Origin of the sequence: Streptomyces sp. NPDC021224 (genome assembly GCF_044332905.1) — a bacterium.
Taxonomy (GTDB): Bacteria; Actinomycetota; Actinomycetes; order Streptomycetales; family Streptomycetaceae; genus Actinacidiphila.
The window spans coordinates 58595-78339 of record NZ_JBIRPW010000017.1; the positions used below are offsets into that span (position 1 = coordinate 58595).

Consider the following 19745-nt stretch of genomic DNA (forward strand, 5'->3'; position numbering starts at 1 on the left):
TACGGGCCTGCGGCGTCGGCGATGCGGTCTTCGGTCACGTGCGGTTCCTCACCTTGCCTGGACGTGGGACGGGCGACGGGGCGCGGGCGCGGTCACAGCGACTCCAGCCGGTCGAGCAGCGCGCGCAGCACCCGCTCGGGGTGGTCGGGGCGCCGCACGGGGCGGCGGTGCGGGTCGATCCAGGGCCACAGGTCGGCGCCGACCAGGGCCTTGGCCCGCTCGGGGTGGCGGTGCAGGTGCACGCCGTGCCGCTCGGCGAGCCGGGCGGCGAAGAGCCGCTGGAGCTGCGGGCGGAGCGTGGCGACGAAGTGCACGTCGGCGCCTTCGCCGATCGACTTGTCGACGATGCGCTGCCATTCGCCGAGTGCGGGGGCGCGGCTGCCGAGCAGCCGTACGTTCCGCCGGAAGCCGCTGTCCTGGGCGCCCGCGCCGGTGGCGTAGCGGGCGACGGCCAGGCCCGCGACGGTGCACACGGCCAGCGCGGCGGCGGCGCCGGCCGCCCCCTCGGCGAGGGCGAGCACGACGACGGCGGCGACGCCGGCCGCGCCCAGCAGGAGCAGCGAGTGGCGTACGGAGCCGGGGGCGCCGGGCTCGGGCGGCTGGGTCACCGGTGGGCTCCCGTCGTCGGGTGGGGCCCGCGGCCCTGCGGGGCGGTGCCGGGCTCCGGGGCCGGGTCCGCCGCGGCCTGCGCCGCTTCGGCGGCCTGCACTGCTTCGTCGGCCTGGGCGGCAGCCGCCTCGCGGGCGGCGGACTCGGCGAGCTGGGCGGCGATGGCGTCCAGTGCGGCGGCGGCGCGGTCGCGGTGGGTGGTGTCCATGGGGTGCGTGGAGTAGCGGGCCTCGCGGAAGAGCCCGGTCAGGTCGGCGGCGTGCGGGCCGCCGAGCAGGCCGCGGCCGGCGGCCCGCTCCAGCAGGTCCTGCGGGCTGTCGGAGGCGTGCCGGGCGACGCCGGAGCCGGCCAGGGACCGTTCCATGGCGGCGTAGCAGGCGATGACGGCGGCCCGCGGGTCGCCGTCGCCGAGCAGCGCGCGGCGGCCGGAGTCGACGGCCTCGGCGAGTGCTCCCTGCTCGTCGGGCTCGTGCAGGTACGGCTCCGCGGTCTCGTGCGCCGAGGGCCGGTACAGCTGGCGCCACAGCTTGTACCCCGCGACGAGCAGCACGACGGCGAGCAGCACGAGGGCCAGCACGACCACCAGGTGCGGGAGGGTGATCGACGGTCCGTGGCCGGGCTTGTGCGTCGGGGGCGCGTGGACCGGTACGTGGGTGCCGCGACCGGGGAGGGCCGTGGAGGGTGGCGGCGGCGGCGGGGTGGCCGGGGAGTGCCGGAAGGGGTGCTTGAGGAGCAGCAGCAGCGGTACCGCGAGGGCGGCGGCGACCAGCGTGACGCTCACGGCGTCGGCGAGCCGCTGCTCGAAGGGCGGCAGGTCGAAGCGGTGGCCGACGCGGGCCCGGTAGCGGCCGGCCACCATTAGTCCGGCGCCCAGGACGGCGAGCGCGAGCACGATCACGGCGCCGGTGCTGTCCAGCGGCCCGCCGCTCTTGGCCAGCAGCGAGTGGCCGGGGTGCAGCAGCACGGCGCCCAGGGCGGTGCCCGCGGCGGCGACCAGCGCGAGCGCGGTGCCCGCTGCCGCCGTCCTGCTCCCCCGCCCGGTGCCCGGCGCCGCCGCGGGCTTCCCCGCCCCGTCCGGCGTGTCCGGCCGTCCCGTCGTCCCGTCCGCTCCGGCTGTGGCGTCCTGCCCGTCCACCGCCGCCTCCCCTCGCCCCGAAGTCGGAAGCTTCGCACACGGGTCCGGGGGTGTCAGCGGCGGCCCCCGGGCCGGGCTTCGGGCGGGGCGGCGGCGGAGCGCGGGGCGTGGCCGGGAAGCGGCAGGTCAGAAGCGCTGGGCCTTGGCGACCCGCGGGGTGAGGACGGTGCCGCGGTCCTTGGTGGTGAAGGCGATGGTCTGGGCGCTCCTGCCGGCGCCGACGCCGGTGGCGCCGACCACGGAGCTGTCCACGACGTGGCCGGTGGAGTCGGCGAACTCGACCTTGACCGCGTAGGAGGCGGTCTTGTCGGTGTTGTTGGCCATGCCGACGACGACCGCGTTCAGCCCGCCGGTCTGGGCGGTCGGCACGCTGGTGAGCTGCACGGAGTCGATCGCGTTGCCCTGCCCGGCGGCCTTGGCGAGGGCGGCGTCGAAGGACGCGGCGGCGCTGGTGGCGCCCGCGCCGACCGAGGCGGCGAAGCTGGAGGCCGCCGCGGCGGCCGACGAGACGGCGGACGAGGCGGCCGCGGCCCCGCTGGAGACCGCGGAGCGCACCGCCGAGGGCAGCCGGGTGCCGGACGGGGCGCTGCCGCCCGAGGAGTCGTCGCAGCCGCTGACCAGCGCGAGGCCGCCCGCGCAGGCGGCGACCAGGGCGGCGGCGGTCGCGGCCCGCAGCCGGCCGGCGGCCGGGACGCGTCGTCGGTGTCGGGTCACGTCGGTCCCCTTCTGCTCCGCGGGCGGGCAGGCCCGGTCCCCTTCACCGTGCGGGGTCGCGGCGGTACGCGCAGCGCCCGGCGGGCCGTCCGGGTGACCGGCCGCTGCACCCGGGCGGGACGGCGGGGACGCGTCCACAAGCTGCGGGGGGCGGCACATTGTTATATCCAGGAAGGGACGACGAGACGCCCCGGGGGACGTCTCCGGCAGATGTTGCAGCCGCCGAAAGGGCACCGACATGCACGCGCCGATCAGTCCCGCCATCCTCGCCGACCTGCGCCGCCCGCGACCGTATCCGGCCGTCTCGATCCTGCTCCCCACGCACCGCCGTGAGCCGGACAACGCCCAGGACGCCGTCAGGCTGCGCAACCTGCTGGAGGAGGCCAAGGACGCGGTGCACAACGATCCGGAGGTCTCGCGGGCGGACCGGATCGACGTGATCGGGCAGCTCGACCAGGCCCTCGGCGAGGTGGACCTGGTGCACGCCGAGGACGGGCTGGCGATCTTCGCCGCGCCGGGCGAGCACCAGGTGTGGACGCTCGCCCGTACGGTTCCGGCCCGGGTGCTGCTCGCGCAGACCTTCCTGACCCGCAACCTGGTGGCCGCGCACGTGGCGAACCAGCCGTACTGGGTGCTGGCGCTGTCCGCGGACGTCGCGACGATGTGGAGCGGGTCGAAGGGGCGGGCGCCGGAACAGGTCACCGGGGCCTTTCCGGTCCGGCGGGCGCCGGAGGACTTCGACCCGGAGCGCGAGGAGCGCATCGGCGACACGCCGAGCGTCTTCAACGACGAGTCCACCCGGCAGTTCCTGCGGGAGGTGACCGAGAAGGCCGGGGTCGTGCTGGCCGCCGACCCGCAGCCGCTGTACGTCGTCGCGGAGTCGGAGGCGCTGGCCGCGCTGAACGACGCGGGCAAGCTGGTCAAGGAGTCCGCCGGGCAGATCGTGCAGGGCGGACTGGCCGAGGGCCCGGCCGAGGCACTGCGCAGGGCGCTGGCCGAGGCGGCGGGGCAGCGGGCCGCGGAGGAGGTCGGCGAGGTGCTCGCCGAGCTGGACCAGGCCCGCAGCCGGAAGGCCTTCGCGGGCGGCGTGGACGAGGTGTGGCAGTCGGTGGCCGAGGCCCGGGTGGCGCTGGTGGCGATCGAGGACGGCTACCGCACGACGGTCCGCGACGACGGCGACCACCTGGTCCCGGCCGCGGCGGGCGACCGGGGGGCCAGGGACGACATCGTCGACGAGATCGCCGAGCAGGCACTGGACACGGGCGCGCGGGTACGGTTCGTGCCGGACGGCGAGCTGGCGGACGTCGGGCACGTGGCGGCGGTGCTCAGGTACTGAGGCGGCCGGGGCGGGGCCCGGCCGGCCGGTCAGGACTGCCAGGGGCCGTTCTTCGCGTAGGAGCGCTGCCAGAACAGCTTGTTGACGACGCGCACCGGTGGCGGGAAGGCCCCGAGGAACTCCTTCTCCTGGACGGAGGTGGAGCCGTCGAGCACCCACGGGATGTACGTCGCGACGCCCTTGAGGCCGAACTTGCGGGCGTTGGCGAGGCCGAACTTCCGCCATTCCGCGGGGGTCAGGACCTCCTGGATGAGCGGCAGCGCGCTGTCCTCCTCGTGCCGGAAGTGGCCGTCCATGACCTGGTAGAGGTCCTCGATCTTCGCCCCGAGGTCCGGGTCGGCGCTGTGCAGTGCCACGTCGACGGCGTCGATGCGCGGGCCGAGTTCGGCGTGCTCGGCCTCCATGTCCTTCATCAGCTGCTGGGCGTCGGGGCGGCCGGCGATCTTCGCCTCGACCTGCGGCCACAGGGCCGCGTCCTCGACGGAGTGGTGGTGGTGCAGCTGCCTGCTGAAGTTCGCCCAGCCGGCCAGCGCCTGCGGTGCGCGCCCGCGGCCGGCCTCCGTGGCGGCCGCGAGCCGCTGCAGGTCGCGGCGGAAGGCGCGGTGGGTCGCGTACATGATGGTGAAATCGATCTGGTCCGAGTCGGTCACGGCGGCCCGCTTCCTCTCCTGTCCGGTGGTCCCGCCGCCCCGGTGGCGCGGCGGGGGCGGACCGGCGCACCGGCCCACGCTCACAGGAGCGTCCGGGCCGCGCGGAGTGTGACATCCGACGCGTCCGGAGAGACGCGCGTCACACTCGCGCGGCGCGATGTCACGCTGGAGGCGGTGCGCACCCTCCCAGGGGGGGACGGGGAATCGCACCACGGGAGGCTGCATCGTGTCCGACGCACCGGCCACGCACGACGACACCGGGTCCGCGGGGGGCGGCGGGCCCGCGCGGGACGACGGCGGCGCCGCGGGCGACCGCGCGACCGCGGAGTTCGTCGGCCATCGCGAGCTGCTGTTCTCGGTGGTCTACAACATGCTCGGCAGCGCCGCGGACACCGAGGACGTGCTCCAGGAGACCTGGCTGGCCTGGACCCGCCGCACGGAGCAGGGGCGGGCCGCGGACATCGTCAACCCGCGGGCGTACCTGGTGCGGATCGCCGTCAACCAGGCGCTCGCCCGGCAGGCGAGCATCAGCCGGCGGCGCGAGACGTACGTCGGCCCGTGGCTGCCGGAGCCGCTGCTCACCGAGGCGGCGCCGGAGGTGGCGGACTCCTCGCAGGCCACGCGCTCGGTGGACGCGGCCGACGCGGCGCTGCGCGGGGAGTCGGTGTCGATGGCCATGCTGGTGGTGCTGGAGACGCTGACGCCGCTGGAGCGGGCGGTGTTCGTACTGAACGAGGTGTTCGGCTACGCGCACACCGAGATCGCCGGGATCCTGGAGCGCAGCCCGTCGGCGGTGCGGCAGCTCGCGCACCGGGCGCGCGAGCACGTCCAGGCGCGGCGGCCCCGCTACCAGGCCGACCGGCGGCTGCAGCGGCAGGTGACCGAACGCTTCATCTCCGCGGCGCTGGGCGGCGACCTGGCGGGCCTGATGACGCTGCTGGCGCCGGACGTGACGCTGTGGGCGGACGGCGGCGGGCTGCCGGGGGCGCTGGTGCGGCCGGTGTCGGGCCAGGAGAACGTGGCGCGGCTGCTGACGGGCTACGCGGCCAACCGGCTGCCGCGGTCGGCGGACATCCGCTACCGGCAGGTCAACGGCGATCCGTCCGTGGTGGTCGTCACCGACGACTCCCCCACCGCGGTCATGGTCGTGGACCTGGACCCGGTCGACGACAAGGTCACCGACATCTACCTGGTGCTCAACCCGGACAAGCTCTCCCGGGTCGGCGAGGACGCGCAGGCCCCGGACGGCGCGGCCGGTCCCGGCGGGGAGGTGTGAGGAAGGCCCGGACGCACAAAGGCCCCCGGACATGCGGAGCCCCGGCCGGGACGGGGGGACCAGGCCGGGGCGGTCGCAGTGGCGGGCTCGGGGGAGTGCCTCGCCACGAGGTTTAGTTTAACACTCAATGAGCGTAGTCGAATCCGCCGGGCGCCGACGACACCGGCAGGCTGCCCGCGGCCGGTGCGGGAGCCCCGGCGGCGGGGCCCGCGGCAGGCCCCGCGGACGCTCCGGCGACCGGCAGCGCCGGGCTCTTCACGGCGGTCGTGGCGGGCACGGCGCCGCCGAGCAGGTCGCGGAACTTCCCGGCGTCGACCGGCAGGTCCCGGCGCCAGGCCATCGCGACGACGGGGGCGAGCAGCAGCAGCGCCGCACTCAGGCAGCTGGTGACCGACAGCCGCACCATGGTGCCGTCGGCGTGCGGGATGAGGTCGAAGCCGTAGACGGGCACCTGGGTGCCCAGCGGGCTCCACATGCGCTGGCCGCGGAAGACTATGCGGCGCGAGGGCTGGAAGTCGGCGCACACCAGCCGGTGCGGGCGCCGGCGGCCGGGGTAGCGGTAGCGGTAGGCGGCGTCGCGGCCGGGCACCACGTCGTCGGAGTCGACGGCGCTCACGCCGGAGCTCCAGAGGGCGAGATTGCGGGCGTCGGCGAGAAAGTCGAAGACCTCGGTGTCCGGCCTGGGCACGAAAACACTCGTGGACACGCTCGGCATGACAAACCTCCCCGGTAGCGGCGTGGGCGGCGAGCCGGCGCGAAGGCGCGGGCCTGACCTCGGTCCACGCGCCCGGCGGAGGGCGCCGCCTGTTTCACTCCTCCCGAGAAGCGTGCCCCGCAAAGGTGCACATGTCGTGGCAATACACCCATTGGGGTGAGCACTCAGCGTCGCCAGGGGTGAAACCGCAGGCCGGGGGCCTATAGCCTGACCGCGTGGACGAGCAGAAATCCCCTGTGCGTTTCGAACGCGGCACCGACGGCCCGAAGGTCATCGTGGCCGGACTCGACGGTTCCGACTCGTCCTGGCGCGCCGCTGCGTACGCCGCCGGGCTCGCACGCCGGCAGAACGCGCTGCTGGCCCTCGTCTACGTGCAGTCGTACCTGCCCGGCGGCGCCGCGCTCGGCGTCCCGGTGGCCGACGTGGACACCGGGATCGCCGACCAGCTGGTCGCCGATATCCGCGCGTCCGTGGAGCGGCTGCGCGGCACCTTCCAGGTGCGGTGGGAGTTCCACACCTTCCGCGGCGACGCCTACGGCGGGCTGGCCACCGCGGCCGACGAGCTGAAGGCCGACGCGGTCGTGGTCGGCGCCTCGGAGCGGGCCGGCCACCGGTTCGTGGGCTCGGTCGCCGTGCGGCTGGTGAAGGCGGGCAAGTGGCCCGTCACCGTGGTGCCGTAGCCGCCGCTCCCCGGCCCCGCGGCCCTCCCGGCGGGAACGCACAGTGACCGTTCCCACGTCAGAGGGGTCGGCGGTCATGGTTGGATGGGGTGCCAGGCCTGTCTACCCTGGAGCCCCGCATGGACAACGAGTTCCGCCCGCGACGCACCCCGCTGCCCGGTGTCGGCGTGCGCTACGACGTGGTCACCGGCGACGGCCGCCATGTGTCGGTGGTGGCGCATCCGGACGGCCGGCGGTGGCTGGCCTTCCACGACCCCGCCGACGACGACGCCTGCCGGGAGACGGTCCTGCTGGGCCCGCACGAGGCCGACGCGCTGGCGAAGATCCTCGCCCCCGAGCCGCTGCGGCAGTACCTGCCCGCCGGGATCGACCTGGTGACGGAGAAGATCCCGGTGACCGCGCGCTCCCCCTTCGGCGGCCGGCTGCTGGGCGAGACGCAGGCCCGCACCCGTACCGGCGCCTCGATCGTCGCCGTGCTCCGGCGCACCTCGGCGACGCCCTCCCCCGCGCCGGACTTCCGCTTCGCGGTGGGGGACGTCCTGGTCGTCGTCGGCACCCGCGAGGGCGTCGAGGCCGTGGCCGACCTGATCGAGGGAGGGTGACACGCGTGGAGAACACCGACCTGCTGCTGGAGTTCGGCGCGGTCATCCTCGGGCTCGGCGTCCTCGGGCGCTTCGCCGACCGGTTCGGCTTCTCGGCGATCCCCCTCTACCTGCTCGCCGGGCTGGCCTTCGGGCAGGGCGGCCTCCTCCCGCTCGACGCCAGCGAGCAGTTCATCGCCACCGGGGCCGAACTCGGCGTCATCCTGCTGCTCCTGCTGCTCGGACTGGAGTACAGCGCGCCCGAGCTCGTCGGCAGCCTGCGGACCCAGTACCCCTCCGGCGTGGTCGACTTCGTCCTCAACGCCACCCCGGGCGCGGCCGCCGCGCTGCTGCTGGGCTGGGGCCCGGTCGCCGCGGTGGTGCTCGCCGGTGTCACCTGGGTCTCCTCCTCGGGGGTGATCGCCAAGGTGCTGGGCGACCTCGGGCGGCTCGGCAACCGCGAGACACCGGTCGTCCTCGGCGTCCTGGTCATCGAGGACCTGGCGATGGCCGTCTACCTGCCGCTCGTCACGGCCGTGCTGGCGGGGATGAGCCTGGCCGGGAGCAGCGTCGCGCTGCTGATCTCGCTCGGCACCGTCGCGGTGGTGCTCTACGTCGCCCTGCGGCACGGGCGGCTGATCAGCCGGGCGGTGTCCACCAGCAACGCCGAACTCCTGCTGCTGGTCGTCCTCGGGCTGACGCTCGTCGTCGCCGGTTTCGCGCAGCGGCTCCAGGTGTCCGCCGCCGTCGGGGCGTTCCTCGTCGGCATCGCGCTGTCCGGTGAGGTGGCCGAGGGCGCCCGCAACCTGCTCACCCCGCTGCGCGACCTGTTCGCCGCCCTCTTCTTCGTCTTCTTCGGGCTCAGCACCGACCCGGCGGCGATACCGTCCGTGCTCCCGCTGGCCCTCGCCCTGGCCGCGGTCACGGCCGGCACCAAGGTCGCCACCGGGTGGTACGCGGCGCGGCGCGCGGGCGTCGGGTCCGCCGGGCGCTGGCGGGCGGGCGGCGCGCTCGTCGCGCGCGGTGAGTTCTCCATCGTCATCGCGGGGCTGGCGACCGCCACCGAGCCCCGCATCGGGCCGCTGGCCACCGCGTACGTGCTGGTCCTGGTCATCGCCGGGCCGGTCGCGGCCCGTGTCACGCAGCCCGCCGCCCAGGCGCTCGGCCGGCTGCGCCCCCCGCGGCCGCCGGACGACGGCGGGACACCGGCGGTGGAGCCGGAGCGGACGGCGGCCGCGAACTGACCGGCCGGCGGACGTAGGGTTGCTCACATCCGCCAGTTGTTCAGTTACGCAAGTCCTAAACTGTCCCCATGGCAGGAACCGAGAGTGCGCCGGGCGCGACGAGTCAGCGCGGGACGCCGGTCCCCGAGGAGGCCGGTCTGGAGGGCGGTCCCGCCGACGGGCTGCGGGTACGGGTCGCCGGGCGGCCCCAGGTGCTCCAGGTGACCGTCGAGTGCCCGGTGGTGGGCGACGGCCGGGGGCTGCAAGTCTCCGCGCTGCACGTCTACCGCCGCCGCGGCGGGCTCCCGCTGAGTTACGGGTGGGACGGGGCGAGCCCCTGACCGGTGCGTGGTACGGTCCGCCGTCGGGCGGTGCGCGGTCCGGTGCCCCGACAGGCGCCGGGGGCAGGGAGGTTCACGTGACGAGGTCGGCCGGAGACCACCGCGATCCCTCGGCCGAGGTGCTCCAGGACGCGGCCGCCGCGTTCGGTCTGCTCGCCTCGCCGATGCGCCTGCACATCGTGTGGATCCTGGCCCAGGGCGACTGCGACGTCACCGGACTCGCCGAGCGGGTCGGCGCCTCGCTGCCCGCGGTCAGCCAGCACCTGGCCAAGCTCAAGCTGGCCGGGCTCGTGCGCTCCCGCCGCGAGGGCCGGCGGCAGGTCTACCTGGTCGACGGTCCCGACGTGGTGACGGTCGTCCGCGTGATGGTCGGCCAGCTGGCCCAGCGCGAGACGCCCTCCCGCAAGACCGCCCGTGGCCTGGGCGCCTGACCGCACGGCCGGCCCCGCACCGCGGACCACCGGCCCCGCCGGGTCCGGCGGGGCGCCCGCCGCGGCGGGCGGCACCGTGCTGGAGGTGCTGCGCCGCCTGGAGAGCGGGCCGCGCGGCCTGACCGAGGCCGAGGCGGAGGACCGGCTGGTCCGCTGCGGCGAGAACACCCCGCCCGGCCGCCGCCCGCCGACCTGGCCGGTGCGCTACGCCCGCACGCTGCGCGACCCGTTCACCGCCGTCCTGCTGTGCCTGGGGCTGGCGTCCGCGCTGGTCTCCTCGTGGGGCGCGGCCTGTGTGATCACCGTGCTCGTCCTGGTCAGCAGCGCGCTGCGGTCGCACGCGGAATTCCGCGCCGACCGCTCCGCGGCCGACCTGCTGCGGCTCGTCGCCGCCACCGCGACCGTGCAGCGCCGGGCGGGACCGGACGCCGCGCCGCGGCTGCGCGAGCTGCCCGTCGCCCTGCTCGTGCCGGGGGACGTGATCCGGCTGGGCCCCGGCGACGTCGTCCCGGCGGACGTACGGCTGCTGCGCGCGCAGAACCTCACACTCCACCAGGCGGCCCTCACCGGCGAGTCCGCGCCCGCGGCCAAGCGCCCGCTGGACGTGCCCGGACCCGCGGGCGGCGCCTTCGACCGTGCGGACGTGTGCTTCCAGGGCAGCAGCGTGGCCTCCGGCAGCGCGACGGCGGTGGTGACGGCCACCGGCGCGCGCACCGCGTTCGCCCGCGCCCACCACTCCCCGGGCAGCCGCCCGCGCTCCGCGTTCGACCGGGCCGTCAACGGCATCTCCTGGATGCTCGTCCGCTTCATGCTCGTCACCCCGCCGCTGGTGCTGACCGCGGGCGCGGCGCTGCGCGGCCGCGGCCTGGAGACCCTGCCGTTCGCCGTGGCCGTGGCCGTGGGCCTCACCCCGGAGATGCTGCCCGTCGTCGTCACCACCGTGCTCGCGCGCCGGGCCGCGGGCCTCGCCCGCGAACGGGACGTCGTGGTGCGCCGGCTGCCCGCGCTGCACAACCTCGGCGCCGTGGACGTCCTGTGCACCGACAAGACCGGCACCCTCACCCTCGACCGGCCGGTGGTCCAGGGGTGCGTCGACGCCGCGGGACGCCTCGAGCCGCGGGTGCTGCACTGGGCGGCGGTGAACAGCCTGTGGAACCTCCAGCTGGCCGAACTGCCCGCGGCCGACCCGCTGGACGAGGCCGTCCTCGACGCCGCCGCCGCGGCGGGCGACGCCTACGAGGACGCCTACGACGGGGTCGCGGCCCTGCCCTTCGACCCCTCGCGGCGCATCTCCACCGCGGTCGTCCGCCGGACCGGCCGCCGCGCCCGGCACGTCGTGGTCGTCAAGGGCGCCGCCGAGGAGGTGCTGCGGCGCTGCACCCGGGCCGCCACCGGCGACGGGGACACCGCCCTGGACGCGTCCGCCCTGGAGCGGGCCGCCGCCCTCGCGGCCGGGCTCGCGGGCGAGGGCCTGCGGGTGCTCGCGGTGGCCCGCGCCGAGCGCCCCGCCCGGCCCGGGCCGTACGGCGCCGCCGACGAGCACGGCCTGACCCTCGCGGGCTTCGTGACCCTGCGCGACGCCCCGGCGCCCAGCGCGGCGGCCGCGCTCGACGACCTGCGGCGGCACGGGGTCGCCGTCAAGGTCGTCACGGGCGACCATCCCGGCACGGCCGCGCGCGTGTGCCGGGACCTGGGCTTCGATCCGGGCACGGTCGTGAGCGCCGAGGCCGTCGACCGGCTCGACGACCGGGCGCTGGCCGAACTCGCCGACCGCGCCACGGTCTTCGCCCGCTGCACCCCCGAGCACAAGGCCCGCATCGTCGGCGCCCTGCGCGCGGCCGGCCGGACGACCGGCTTCCTGGGCGACGGCGTCAACGACCTCCCGGCCCTGCGGGCCGCCGACGTCGGGATCTGCCCCGGCGACGCCACCGACGTCGCGCGCGAGGCCGCCGACGTCGTCCTGGCCGCCAAGGACCTCACGGCGATCGACCACGCCATCCGCGCGGGACGGCACGCCACCGGGGTGATCGCGGCCTACCTCCGCATCGCGCTGTCCTCCAACCTCGGCAACGTCGTCGCGATGCTCGCGGCCGGTCTGCTGCTGCCCTTCCTGCCCATGCTGCCCGCGCAGGTGCTGCTGCAGAACCTGTGCTTCGACGCCGCCCAGCTCACTTTGGCCTACGACCGGCCCGCCCCCGACGGCGCGCGGCGCCCCTCGCCGCTCGAACCGCGCGCCCTGCTGCGCTTCGTCACCGCCTTCGGACTGCTCAACGCCGCGGCGGACCTCGCGACCTTCGCCGTGCTCGTCCTCACCGTCCCGGGCTCGGACCACCGGGCCGGCCAGGCCGCCTTCCACGCCGGGTGGTTCACCGAGAACCTGCTCACCCAGGCCCTGGTGATGCTCATGCTGCGCACGGGCGGCCGCACCGCGCCGCACCGCGCCCCACGCGCGATCCGCGCGGCCGCCGCGACGCTCGCCGTCATCGGCCTGGCCCTGCCCCTGTCGCCCGCCGCCCGCACGCTCGGCATGACCGCGCTGCCCGCGGTCTACTACGCGCTGCTGGCCGCCGTGCTGGCGCTCTACGCCGTCGCGCTGCGCGCGGTGAGGTCCCGGCACACGACGCGGCGGGCCACGGCGCGCAGTTCACCCGCCCTGTCCGGCGGGCGGTCCTGACGCGTCCGGCCCCGCGTCCGGGACGGAGAAGCGCCGCAGCATCAGGAGCACCAGCGTCTCCACCCGCGGATCCTCGACGGCGTAGAGCACCCGGCGCCCGGCCCGGCGGGACCGCACCAGGCCGGCCGCCCGCAGCATCGCCAGGTTCTCGCTGGCGGTGGACATCGCGTTGCCCACGGCCGCGGCGAGCGCGCTCACGTCGCTCTCGCCGTCCAGCAGTATCCGCACCAGCCGCAGCCGCAGCGGCGAGGAGAGCACACCGAAGGCCGCCGCCGCCCGCGCGACCGCCTCTGCGGACGGCTCCTCCACGGCGTCCCCACCCGCTGTCACCACCGCACCCCGGTATGGCCCCTCGGATTCAGAAGTTGCGCAACACGGCAAGTCTAGGCCGCGCGAAGCCGGGCTCGCAGCAGGTCGGCCGAGCCCCCGGCGGGACACCCCGCCGGACAGCGCGAAGGGCGCCCCGGCGGTGGCCGGGGCGCCCTTCGGGGGAGGTCGCGATGCTAGGGCTGCGCCGGGGCGTACTTGTAGCCGACGCGGCGCACCGTCACGATCGTGCCGCGGTGGGCCGCGCCGAGCTTGCGGCGCAGCCGTGCCACGTGGACGTCGACGGTGCGGCCGTCACCGACGTGGCCGTAGCCCCACACCGTCGTGACGAGCTGGTCGCGGGAGTGCACCCGGTGCGGGTGGGCCACCAGGTGCGCCAGCAGCTCGAACTCCAGATAGGTGAGGTCCAGCGGGCGGCCGTCCACCTCGACGCTGCGCCGGTCGGCGTCGATGCGCAGTCCGGGACCGGCGGGAGCCGCCGCGGCGGGCGGCGCGGCCACCACGGGGGCGGGCGGCTCGGCGGGCACCAGCACCAGGTAGCCCACCATCGGCGCGCCGCCCGGGGCGCTGGGCAGCACATGGCCGGGCGCGGGCAGCCAGGTGGCGCCGGGCGGCAGGAAGTCCGGCGCGGGCGGCACCTCGTCGGGCCGTACGGCGCGCAGCCGCTGCCGGGCGGCGGGGTGGTTGAGGGACGGCACACCCGGTGGCAGTCCCGGTCGCGGGGGCACTCCGGCCACCTGCGGGGCGGCGGAGACGGGGGAAGCGGTGGGCACGTTCGACATGGCTCGGCTCTTTCGCGCGAAGGGTCGTGGGACGCCGTGTGCGCGGGACCGTCTGCTGTCGCCCGGCCGCCGGAGGGGCGGGGCCTACGGGCAGGTCAGCGGGATTCGCGGGTCCGCGCGGGGATCGCGCGGCAACACCAGCGGTCGAAGTGGTGCTCCTGCCGGGACGGCCAGAAGGGTTCGAGGTCGCTGCGACCTGTCCCGGTGTCAGTAATGCTGGCCATGTCCCCCATTGAACCAGAAGGCGGCGCGCGGGTGTGAGGGGTGTGCGCGCCGGGGCGGGGTGGTGGTCGTCACGTCCCGCGGGGCGCGGGGGCGTTGCGTTCCCCGCCGGCCCCTCCGCGTTCCCCCGCCGGCCCCTTCCCGTTCCGCCCCGCCCTCCCCCGCGTCCCGAGCCGCGCGCCGGGATCCGGCTCCGCACCGGACCGGGCCGGATCTCCGCAGCGGGCGCTGAACTGCCTATTCTCTGCTCCATGACGTGGTTGCGTGCGCTGCGGGAGACCTCCCGGTCCGGCCTGAAGGTCGAGCGGACCCGGCTGGAACCGCTGGTCGCGCTGCGCGCGGCGGCCGGTGTCGCGATCGTCATCGGGCTCGCGCTGTGGCTGTGGTCGCCGCCCGTCGCCGCGTCGTCGGCCTTCGGGGCGTTCGCCGCCGGTGCCGCGACCTTCCAGCGCAGCTGGCGGCCGCGGCCGGTGCTGGCGCTGGCGACCGGCGCGGGGCTCGCGGTGAGCACCTTCCTCGGCTATCTGGCCGCCTCCCACGTGGTGCCGTTCGTGCTGCTGCTGGCCGTGTGGTCGTTCGGCGCGGGCCTGGCGTGGGCACTGGGCCCCACGACCGGCATGGTCTCGGCGCTGACCGTCGCGGTGATGCTGGTGACGGTCACGCTGCCGACCTCCGCGCTCAGCGCGCTGCACCACGCGGCCCTGGTGGGGCTCGGGGCGCTGGTGCAGGCGGCGCTGATCGTGGTCTTCCCGATCCGCCGCTGGGGCGCGCAGCGCGACGCGCTGGCCGACGCGTTCGCCGCCGAGGCCGACTACGCCCGGCGGCTGCGGCACGAGCCCGTCGCGCCCTTCGACCCCGGCGCGCTCATGACCGCCCGCGAGGCCGCCGAGCTGACGCCCCGCCAGGCCCGGCGGCGGCCCGACGAGCTGCACGGGCAGCGGGTGCTGGCCGAGCGGATCCGGCCGGTGCTGGCCTCCCTCGCCGACCCCACGGTGGGAGCGGCGGCCGAGGGGCCGGAGCGGGACCGGGCGCGCGAGGTGCTGGCGGTCGCGGCCGTGGTGCTGGACGCGGTGGCCCGGTCGATCCGGCACGGCACGCCGCTGGAGGTCCCCGAGCGCGCCGACGCGCTGCTGCGCTCCGACGCCCCCGGCACCGAGCTGACCGGCAGCGCGCGCCGCTCGGCGACCCGGCTGGTGTCGCTGCTGTCGGCCGCGGTGGAGCGGGCGGAGGGCTCGGGTCCGGCGGACGCGACCGGCACCGCGCACCTGCTGCGCCCGAAGGCGGGCGAGCTGCTGCCGACCGCGGTGCGCACGGTGCGCCGCCAGCTGCGCTGGGACGCGCCGGTGCTGCGGCACGCGCTGCGGCTGTCCGTCGTGGCCTGCGTCGGCTACGTGCTGGGCGGCGCGCTGCCGCTGGGCCACGGCTACTGGGCACCGATGGCCTCGGTGATGGTGATGCGGCCGGACTTCACCCAGACCTACGAGCGCGGGGTGGCACGTTTCACCGGCTCGCTGGTGGGCGTGGCGCTGGGCACCGCGATCACGCAGGCGACGCATCCGGGCACGTACGCGCTGGCAGGGCTCGCGGTGGTCAGCATCGGGCTGATGTACCTGCTGATGCGCAGCGGCTACGTGGTCGCGCAGGCGTGCGTGGGCGCGTACGTCGTCTTCCTGCTGGGCATGGGCGGGCAGCAGGTCGAGCAGACCGTGCGCGACCGGGTGCTGCTGACCCTGCTCGGCGGGCTGCTGGCGATGGCCGCCTACGCGGTCTTCCCGGCGTGGGAGACGCCGCGGCTGCGCGACCGGCTCGCCGAGTGGATCGAGGCGACCAGCGGTTACGTCGCGGCGGTGATGGACGCGCACGCCGATCCGGCGCGCCGCCGCCCCGGCGCGGTGCGCAGCGCGCTGCTGGACCTTCGGGCGGCCGGGGCGACCTGGGACCAGGCGGTGGCGCGGGCGGACGCCGAGCCGGTGCGGCACCGGGGGGTGTCGCGCAGCGCGGTGCGGGACGCCGACGCGGCGCTGTCGGCGATCGGGCGGGTGGGGCTGGTCATGGAGGCGCACCAGCCGGGCCGGGACGCCGCCCCGGTGCCGGAGGCGGCGCGTTTCGCCGCGGTGCTGCGCGAGGCCACCGCGCACGCCGCCGGGCAGGTGCGCGACCGGCGCGCGCCGGACTGGTCGGCGCTGCACGCCGAGCTGGCGCGCTGGCCGTCCGACCCGGCCGGCGACCGGGTCGTACGGCGCGGCGCGGAGCTGCTGGTCGACACGCTCGACGAGCTGGCCGAGGCGCTGCGCCCCAGGTCGGCGGGCCGCCGGCACCCCGCGGGCGAGCCCGGACCCCCCGCGGCGCGGTGACCGGGGGGTGCGGGTCTACGCTTTTGGGGGCCGGAACCAGAAGGAGCCTTCCATGCACATCGGCGCGATGCACGACCTGAGCACCCTGGCGGTCTCCGACACCGCGGGCCCGGGACCGGTGATGCGTACCGTCCTGCTGGTGTCGGTGGTGGGCGTCGCGCTGATGGCGTGGTTCCTGCTGCGCGGCTACGGCAAGGACAAGTAGCCCCGCCGCCGGGAGCGCCCGGGGTCAGCGGATCGGCAGGCCCGACAGGGTGCGGGCAATGACCAGCCGCTGGATCTCGCTGGTGCCCTCGAAGATGGTGTAGATCGCGCTGTCGCGGTGCATGCGCTCCACCGGGTACTCGCGGGTGAAGCCGTTGCCGCCGAGGATCTGCACGGCCTGGGCGGTGACCTTCTTGGCCGTCTCGCTCGCGAAGAGCTTGGACATCGAGCCCTCGGCCGAGGTGAAGGGCTTGCCCGCGGTCGCCATCCAGGAGGCGCGCCACACCAGCAGCCTGGCCGCGTCGATCTGGGTGCGCATGTCGGCGAGCTGGAAGGCGACGCCCTGGTTGTCGATGATCGGGCGGCCGAACTGCTCGCGCTCCTTGGCGTACTCCAGCGCGTACTCGTAGGCCGCGCGGGCGGTGCCGACCGCCATCGCGCCGACGGCGGGGCGGGAGGCCTCGAAGGTGGCCATCGCGGCGTTCTTGATCCGCTCGCTGCCGCCGCTGCGGGCGCGCTCGCGGACGCGGGCGAGGCGCTCGTCGAGCTTGTCCTTGCCGCCGAGCAGGCAGTCGCCGGGGACGCGGACGTTGTCGAGCACGACCTCGGCGGTGTGCGAGGCGCGGATGCCGTGCTTCTTGAACTTCTGCCCCTGGGACAGGCCGGGGGTGCCGGGCGGCACGATGAAGGAGGCGTGGCCGCGGGTGCCCAGTTCGGGGTCGACGACCGCGACGACGACGTGGACGCCTGCGATGCCGCCGTTGGTGGCCCAGGTCTTGGTGCCGTTGAGCACCCATTCGCCGGTCGCCTCGTCGTAGACCGCGCGGGTGCGCATGGCGCCGACGTCGGAGCCGGCGTCGGGCTCGGAGGAGCAGAAGGCGGCGACCTTGACGTCGTCGGCGTCACCGTACATCTGCGGGACCCAGGTGCCGATCTGCTCCTCGGTGCCGTTGGCCAGCACGCCGACGGCGGCCAGGCCCGTGCCGACGATGGACAGCGCGATGCCGGCGTCGCCCCAGAACAGCTCCTCCATCGTCATCGGGATGCCGAGGCCGGTGGGGTCGAAGAACTGCTGGGCGTAGAAATCCAGCGAGTACAAGCCTATTTTGGCCGCCTCCTGGATGATGGGCCACGGGGTCTCCTCGCGTTCGTCCCACTCGGCGGCGGCAGGGCGCATCACGTCGGCGGCGAAGCCGTGGATCCAGTCGCGCACCGACCGCTGGTCGTCGTTGAGATCGAGCGTGAAGTCGCCCATCGTCCCCTCCACATGCTAGTTACTTGCGGTAACAGCAGTCTGTTACCGTCGGGTAAGCGATGTCAACTCGCCAAGCCGCATCGGATGTGCGGGGCCAGGGGTGTTACGTTGCGCAGACCACCGCCATCGGACGACGGGGAGGTTCCGGGTGGAGACCGGCCAGCGGAGCGAGCAGCAGGCAGCCACGCAACGGCGGCGCAACGAGCTGCTGGAGGCCGCCGAGCGGGTCGTCCTGCGCGACGGCCCCGAGGCGTCGATGAACGCCATCGCGGCCGAGGCCGGGATCACCAAGCCCATCCTCTACCGCCACTTCGGCGACAAGAGCGGGCTCTACCGCGCGCTGGCCAAACGCCACACCGACGCACTGCTGGCGACCCTGCGCACCGCGCTGGACTCCCCCGGCGACCGCCGCGACCGGGTCGAGGCGACGCTGCACGCGTACCTGTCGGCCATCGAGACCCGTCCGCAGGTCTACCGCTTCCTCATGCACCCCGCCGAGGCGCCCTCCGACGAGCGCGGCTTCGACGTCGGCCGGCACTCCGCGCCGCTGCTGCGCCGGATGGGCGAGGACCTCGGCGAGGTGATCGCCGAGCGCCTGGACCTCGGTCCGGACGGTCCGCAGCTGGCCCGGGTCTGGGGGCACGGCATCGTCGGCATGATGTACGCCGCGGGCGACTGGTGGCTCGGCGAGCGCCCGCTGCCCCGCGACGTCCTCGTACGCCACCTGGCCGATCTGCTGTGGGGACGTCTCGTCGAGGCCGACGACCGCGCGGGCAGCCCCGGGCTGTGATCCCGGGCCCCCGGACGGGCAACCGTCCGGGCGGCGAGGTGCGGGCTCGCGGCCCGGAGTCGATAGGCTGACCTCGACCGGAACTTGCCGGCCGCCGTCGCGGCCCCCGTAGCGGCGGAACACCCGGCCGCCGCGGGAGGCGCGCGGGCTTCAGTCGCGCCGGATCCAGGAGGGAAGACAGACGGATGGCAGGCAAATCGGAGCCGCTGACCCCGCGGGCGAAGCTGGCCGTGACGGCGGGCAGGGCGGCCGCCGCGGTGTCCCGCGCCGCGGGCAAGGGCAGCGGGTCGGTGATCGGCGGCAAGGTCGCGCTGCGCTTCGACCCCGATCTGCTGGCCCGGCTCGCCCGGCACCTGGACGTCGTACTGGTGTCGGCCACCAACGGCAAGACCACCACCACCCGGCTGCTCGCCGAGGCGCTGCGGGCCGGCGGCCCGGTCGTCTCCAACGCGCTGGGCGCCAACATGCCGGCCGGCATCACCTCCGCGCTGGCCGGCGGCTCCGACGCCCGCTACGGCGTGATCGAGGTGGACGAGAAGTACCTCGCCGGGGTCGCGCGGGACGTCGCCCCCAAGGCCATCGCGCTGCTGAACCTCTCCCGCGACCAGCTCGACCGGGCCGCCGAGACGCGGATGCTCGCCGAGAAGTGGCGCGAGGGACTGGCCGGGTCCGAGGCCGTCATCATCGCCAACGCCGACGACCCGCTCGTCACCTGGGCCGCCTCCTCCAGCCCGACCGTGGTGTGGGTCGCGGCCGGCCAGTCCTGGAAGGACGACGCCTGGTCCTGCCCGTCGTGCGGCGGGGTGCTGCAGCGGCCGGGCGACGACTGGTTCTGCGGCGAGTGCGGCTTCCGCCGCCCGACCCCGACCTGGGCGCTGTCCGGCGACCACGTCGTCGACCCGTACGGCGTCGCCTGGCCGATCCACCTGCAGCTGCCGGGCCGGGCCAACAAGTCCAACGCCGCCGTCTCCGCGGCCGTCGCCGCGACCTTCGGCATCGACCCGAAGGTCGCGCTGGAGCGGATGCACAAGGTGCAGGCGGTCGCCGGGCGCTACGACGTGGTGCAGTTCGGCGGGCGCGACCTGCGGCTGCTGCTGGCGAAGAACCCGGCGGGCTGGCTGGAGACCTTCTCCCTCATCGACGCGCCGCCGACCCCGGTGATCCTGTCGGTCAACGCGCGCGGCGCGGACGGCACCGACACCTCGTGGCTGTGGGACGTGGACTACACCCGGCTGACCGGGCACCCGATCATGGTGATCGGCGACCGCAAGCTGGACCTCGCGGTGCGCCTGGAGGTGGCCAACCAGCAGTTCGTGGTCTGCGCGGACCTCGACGAGGCGGTCAGGACCGCCCCGCCCGGCCGGATCGAGGCCATCGCCAACTACACCGCCTTCCAGGACCTGCGCCGCCGCGTCGGCAACTGACCCGGGCCGTCAAGGACCGTCA

Annotated in this window: 20 protein-coding genes; 12 read left to right on the top strand and 8 right to left on the bottom strand. The window is 75.7% G+C overall.

Annotated elements, in window-relative coordinates; all coding sequences use genetic code 11:
• Positions 1 to 92: 92 nt before the first annotated feature.
• The 3 genes from ACH4PY_RS30605 to ACH4PY_RS30615 form a co-directional block, all read right to left on the bottom strand.
• Positions 93 to 608, bottom strand: a complete 516-nt coding sequence (locus ACH4PY_RS30605) for a hypothetical protein (RefSeq protein ID WP_398190168.1) — start codon at positions 606 to 608, stop codon at positions 93 to 95.
• Complete coding sequence (locus ACH4PY_RS30610; RefSeq protein WP_398190171.1) at positions 605 to 1744, bottom strand: DUF4129 domain-containing protein; 1140 nt, start codon at positions 1742 to 1744, stop codon at positions 605 to 607. Before ACH4PY_RS30610 ends, ACH4PY_RS30605 begins: the two co-directional genes overlap by 4 nt.
• Before the next feature lie 126 nt (positions 1745 to 1870).
• On the bottom strand, positions 1871 to 2458 hold the full coding sequence (locus ACH4PY_RS30615; RefSeq protein ID WP_398190174.1) for a hypothetical protein: 588 nt from the start codon (positions 2456 to 2458) through the stop codon (positions 1871 to 1873).
• A 238-nt stretch (positions 2459 to 2696) separates the two neighbouring features.
• Here ACH4PY_RS30615 and ACH4PY_RS30620 point away from each other — a divergent pair, with 238 nt between their 5' ends.
• A complete protein-coding gene (locus tag ACH4PY_RS30620) occupies positions 2697 to 3794 on the top strand; it encodes a chemotaxis protein (RefSeq protein WP_398190177.1) in 1098 nt (365 codons plus the stop codon).
• 29 nt (positions 3795 to 3823) lie between these two features.
• Here the strand turns inward: ACH4PY_RS30620 and ACH4PY_RS30625 are convergent, their stop codons facing one another.
• Positions 3824 to 4444, bottom strand: coding sequence for a hemerythrin domain-containing protein (locus ACH4PY_RS30625; protein ID WP_398190180.1), 621 nt, complete (start codon positions 4442 to 4444; stop codon positions 3824 to 3826).
• A gap of 226 nt (positions 4445 to 4670) precedes the next feature.
• On the opposite strand from ACH4PY_RS30625, the gene sigJ reads away from it, so the two are divergent.
• Entirely contained in the window at positions 4671 to 5720 is a 1050-nt protein-coding gene (sigJ, locus tag ACH4PY_RS30630) for an RNA polymerase sigma factor SigJ (RefSeq protein WP_398190184.1), read from the top strand.
• A 124-nt stretch (positions 5721 to 5844) separates the two neighbouring features.
• Here sigJ and ACH4PY_RS30635 read toward each other — a convergent pair whose 3' ends face one another.
• Entirely contained in the window at positions 5845 to 6426 is a 582-nt protein-coding gene (locus tag ACH4PY_RS30635) for an SRPBCC family protein (RefSeq protein ID WP_398190187.1), read from the bottom strand.
• 224 nt (positions 6427 to 6650) lie between these two features.
• Here ACH4PY_RS30635 and ACH4PY_RS30640 point away from each other — a divergent pair, with 224 nt between their 5' ends.
• From ACH4PY_RS30640 to mgtA, 6 genes are all read left to right on the top strand, one after another.
• On the top strand, positions 6651 to 7115 hold the full coding sequence (locus ACH4PY_RS30640) for a universal stress protein (RefSeq protein ID WP_398190191.1): 465 nt from the start codon (positions 6651 to 6653) through the stop codon (positions 7113 to 7115).
• A 119-nt stretch (positions 7116 to 7234) separates the two neighbouring features.
• A complete protein-coding gene (locus ACH4PY_RS30645; RefSeq protein WP_398190194.1) occupies positions 7235 to 7717 on the top strand; it encodes a cation:proton antiporter regulatory subunit in 483 nt (160 codons plus the stop codon).
• Positions 7718 to 7722: 5 nt separating this feature from the next.
• Positions 7723 to 8940: a cation:proton antiporter gene (locus ACH4PY_RS30650; protein ID WP_398190197.1), complete on the top strand. Its 1218-nt coding sequence runs from the start codon at positions 7723 to 7725 to the stop codon at positions 8938 to 8940.
• A 68-nt stretch (positions 8941 to 9008) separates the two neighbouring features.
• Positions 9009 to 9260, top strand: coding sequence for a hypothetical protein (locus ACH4PY_RS30655; RefSeq protein ID WP_398190200.1), 252 nt, complete (start codon positions 9009 to 9011; stop codon positions 9258 to 9260).
• Between the two features lie 77 nt (positions 9261 to 9337).
• On the top strand, positions 9338 to 9691 hold the full coding sequence (locus ACH4PY_RS30660; RefSeq protein ID WP_398190203.1) for an ArsR/SmtB family transcription factor: 354 nt from the start codon (positions 9338 to 9340) through the stop codon (positions 9689 to 9691).
• On the top strand, positions 9675 to 12365 hold the full coding sequence (mgtA, locus tag ACH4PY_RS30665; RefSeq protein ID WP_398190206.1) for a magnesium-translocating P-type ATPase: 2691 nt from the start codon (positions 9675 to 9677) through the stop codon (positions 12363 to 12365). Before ACH4PY_RS30660 ends, mgtA begins: the two co-directional genes overlap by 17 nt.
• On the opposite strand, the gene ACH4PY_RS30670 is transcribed toward mgtA, so the two are convergent.
• Positions 12336 to 12698 (bottom strand): ArsR/SmtB family transcription factor, encoded by a 363-nt coding sequence (locus tag ACH4PY_RS30670; RefSeq protein ID WP_398190209.1) that lies wholly within the window; start codon positions 12696 to 12698, stop codon positions 12336 to 12338. The genes mgtA and ACH4PY_RS30670 overlap by 30 nt on opposite strands.
• Before the next feature lie 170 nt (positions 12699 to 12868).
• Complete coding sequence (locus ACH4PY_RS30675) at positions 12869 to 13474, bottom strand: winged helix-turn-helix domain-containing protein (RefSeq protein WP_398190212.1); 606 nt, start codon at positions 13472 to 13474, stop codon at positions 12869 to 12871.
• Positions 13475 to 13947: 473 nt separating this feature from the next.
• Between ACH4PY_RS30675 and ACH4PY_RS30680 the strand changes: the two genes are divergently transcribed.
• Both ACH4PY_RS30680 and ACH4PY_RS30685 read left to right on the top strand, forming a co-directional pair.
• Positions 13948 to 16050, top strand: coding sequence for an FUSC family protein (locus tag ACH4PY_RS30680; protein ID WP_398190216.1), 2103 nt, complete (start codon positions 13948 to 13950; stop codon positions 16048 to 16050).
• A 52-nt stretch (positions 16051 to 16102) separates the two neighbouring features.
• Positions 16103 to 16255, top strand: coding sequence for a hypothetical protein (locus ACH4PY_RS30685; protein WP_398190219.1), 153 nt, complete (start codon positions 16103 to 16105; stop codon positions 16253 to 16255).
• A 24-nt stretch (positions 16256 to 16279) separates the two neighbouring features.
• On the opposite strand, the gene ACH4PY_RS30690 is transcribed toward ACH4PY_RS30685, so the two are convergent.
• Positions 16280 to 17509: an acyl-CoA dehydrogenase family protein gene (locus ACH4PY_RS30690; protein WP_398190222.1), complete on the bottom strand. Its 1230-nt coding sequence runs from the start codon at positions 17507 to 17509 to the stop codon at positions 16280 to 16282.
• A 148-nt stretch (positions 17510 to 17657) separates the two neighbouring features.
• On the opposite strand from ACH4PY_RS30690, the gene ACH4PY_RS30695 reads away from it, so the two are divergent.
• Both ACH4PY_RS30695 and ACH4PY_RS30700 read left to right on the top strand, forming a co-directional pair.
• The gene (locus ACH4PY_RS30695) at positions 17658 to 18299 is read left to right on the top strand and encodes a TetR family transcriptional regulator (protein WP_398190226.1); all 642 of its coding nucleotides are present in this window, start codon (positions 17658 to 17660) and stop codon (positions 18297 to 18299) included.
• A 185-nt stretch (positions 18300 to 18484) separates the two neighbouring features.
• Positions 18485 to 19723, top strand: a complete 1239-nt coding sequence (locus ACH4PY_RS30700) for a MurT ligase domain-containing protein (protein WP_398190229.1) — start codon at positions 18485 to 18487, stop codon at positions 19721 to 19723.
• Positions 19724 to 19745 lie beyond the last annotated feature (22 nt).

Coding starts and splice junctions, on each gene's coding strand:
- ACH4PY_RS30680 (WP_398190216.1), top strand. CDS start 13,948: ATGACGTGGTTGCGTGCGCTGCGGGAGACCTCCCGGTCCGGCCTGAAG.
- ACH4PY_RS30700 (WP_398190229.1), top strand. CDS start 18,485: ATGGCAGGCAAATCGGAGCCGCTGACCCCGCGGGCGAAGCTGGCCGTG.
- ACH4PY_RS30690 (WP_398190222.1), bottom strand. CDS start 17,509: ATGGGCGACTTCACGCTCGATCTCAACGACGACCAGCGGTCGGTGCGC.
- ACH4PY_RS30655 (WP_398190200.1), top strand. CDS start 9,009: ATGGCAGGAACCGAGAGTGCGCCGGGCGCGACGAGTCAGCGCGGGACG.
- ACH4PY_RS30620 (WP_398190177.1), top strand. CDS start 2,697: ATGCACGCGCCGATCAGTCCCGCCATCCTCGCCGACCTGCGCCGCCCG.
- ACH4PY_RS30675 (WP_398190212.1), bottom strand. CDS start 13,474: ATGTCGAACGTGCCCACCGCTTCCCCCGTCTCCGCCGCCCCGCAGGTG.
- ACH4PY_RS30645 (WP_398190194.1), top strand. CDS start 7,235: ATGGACAACGAGTTCCGCCCGCGACGCACCCCGCTGCCCGGTGTCGGC.
- ACH4PY_RS30685 (WP_398190219.1), top strand. CDS start 16,103: ATGCACATCGGCGCGATGCACGACCTGAGCACCCTGGCGGTCTCCGAC.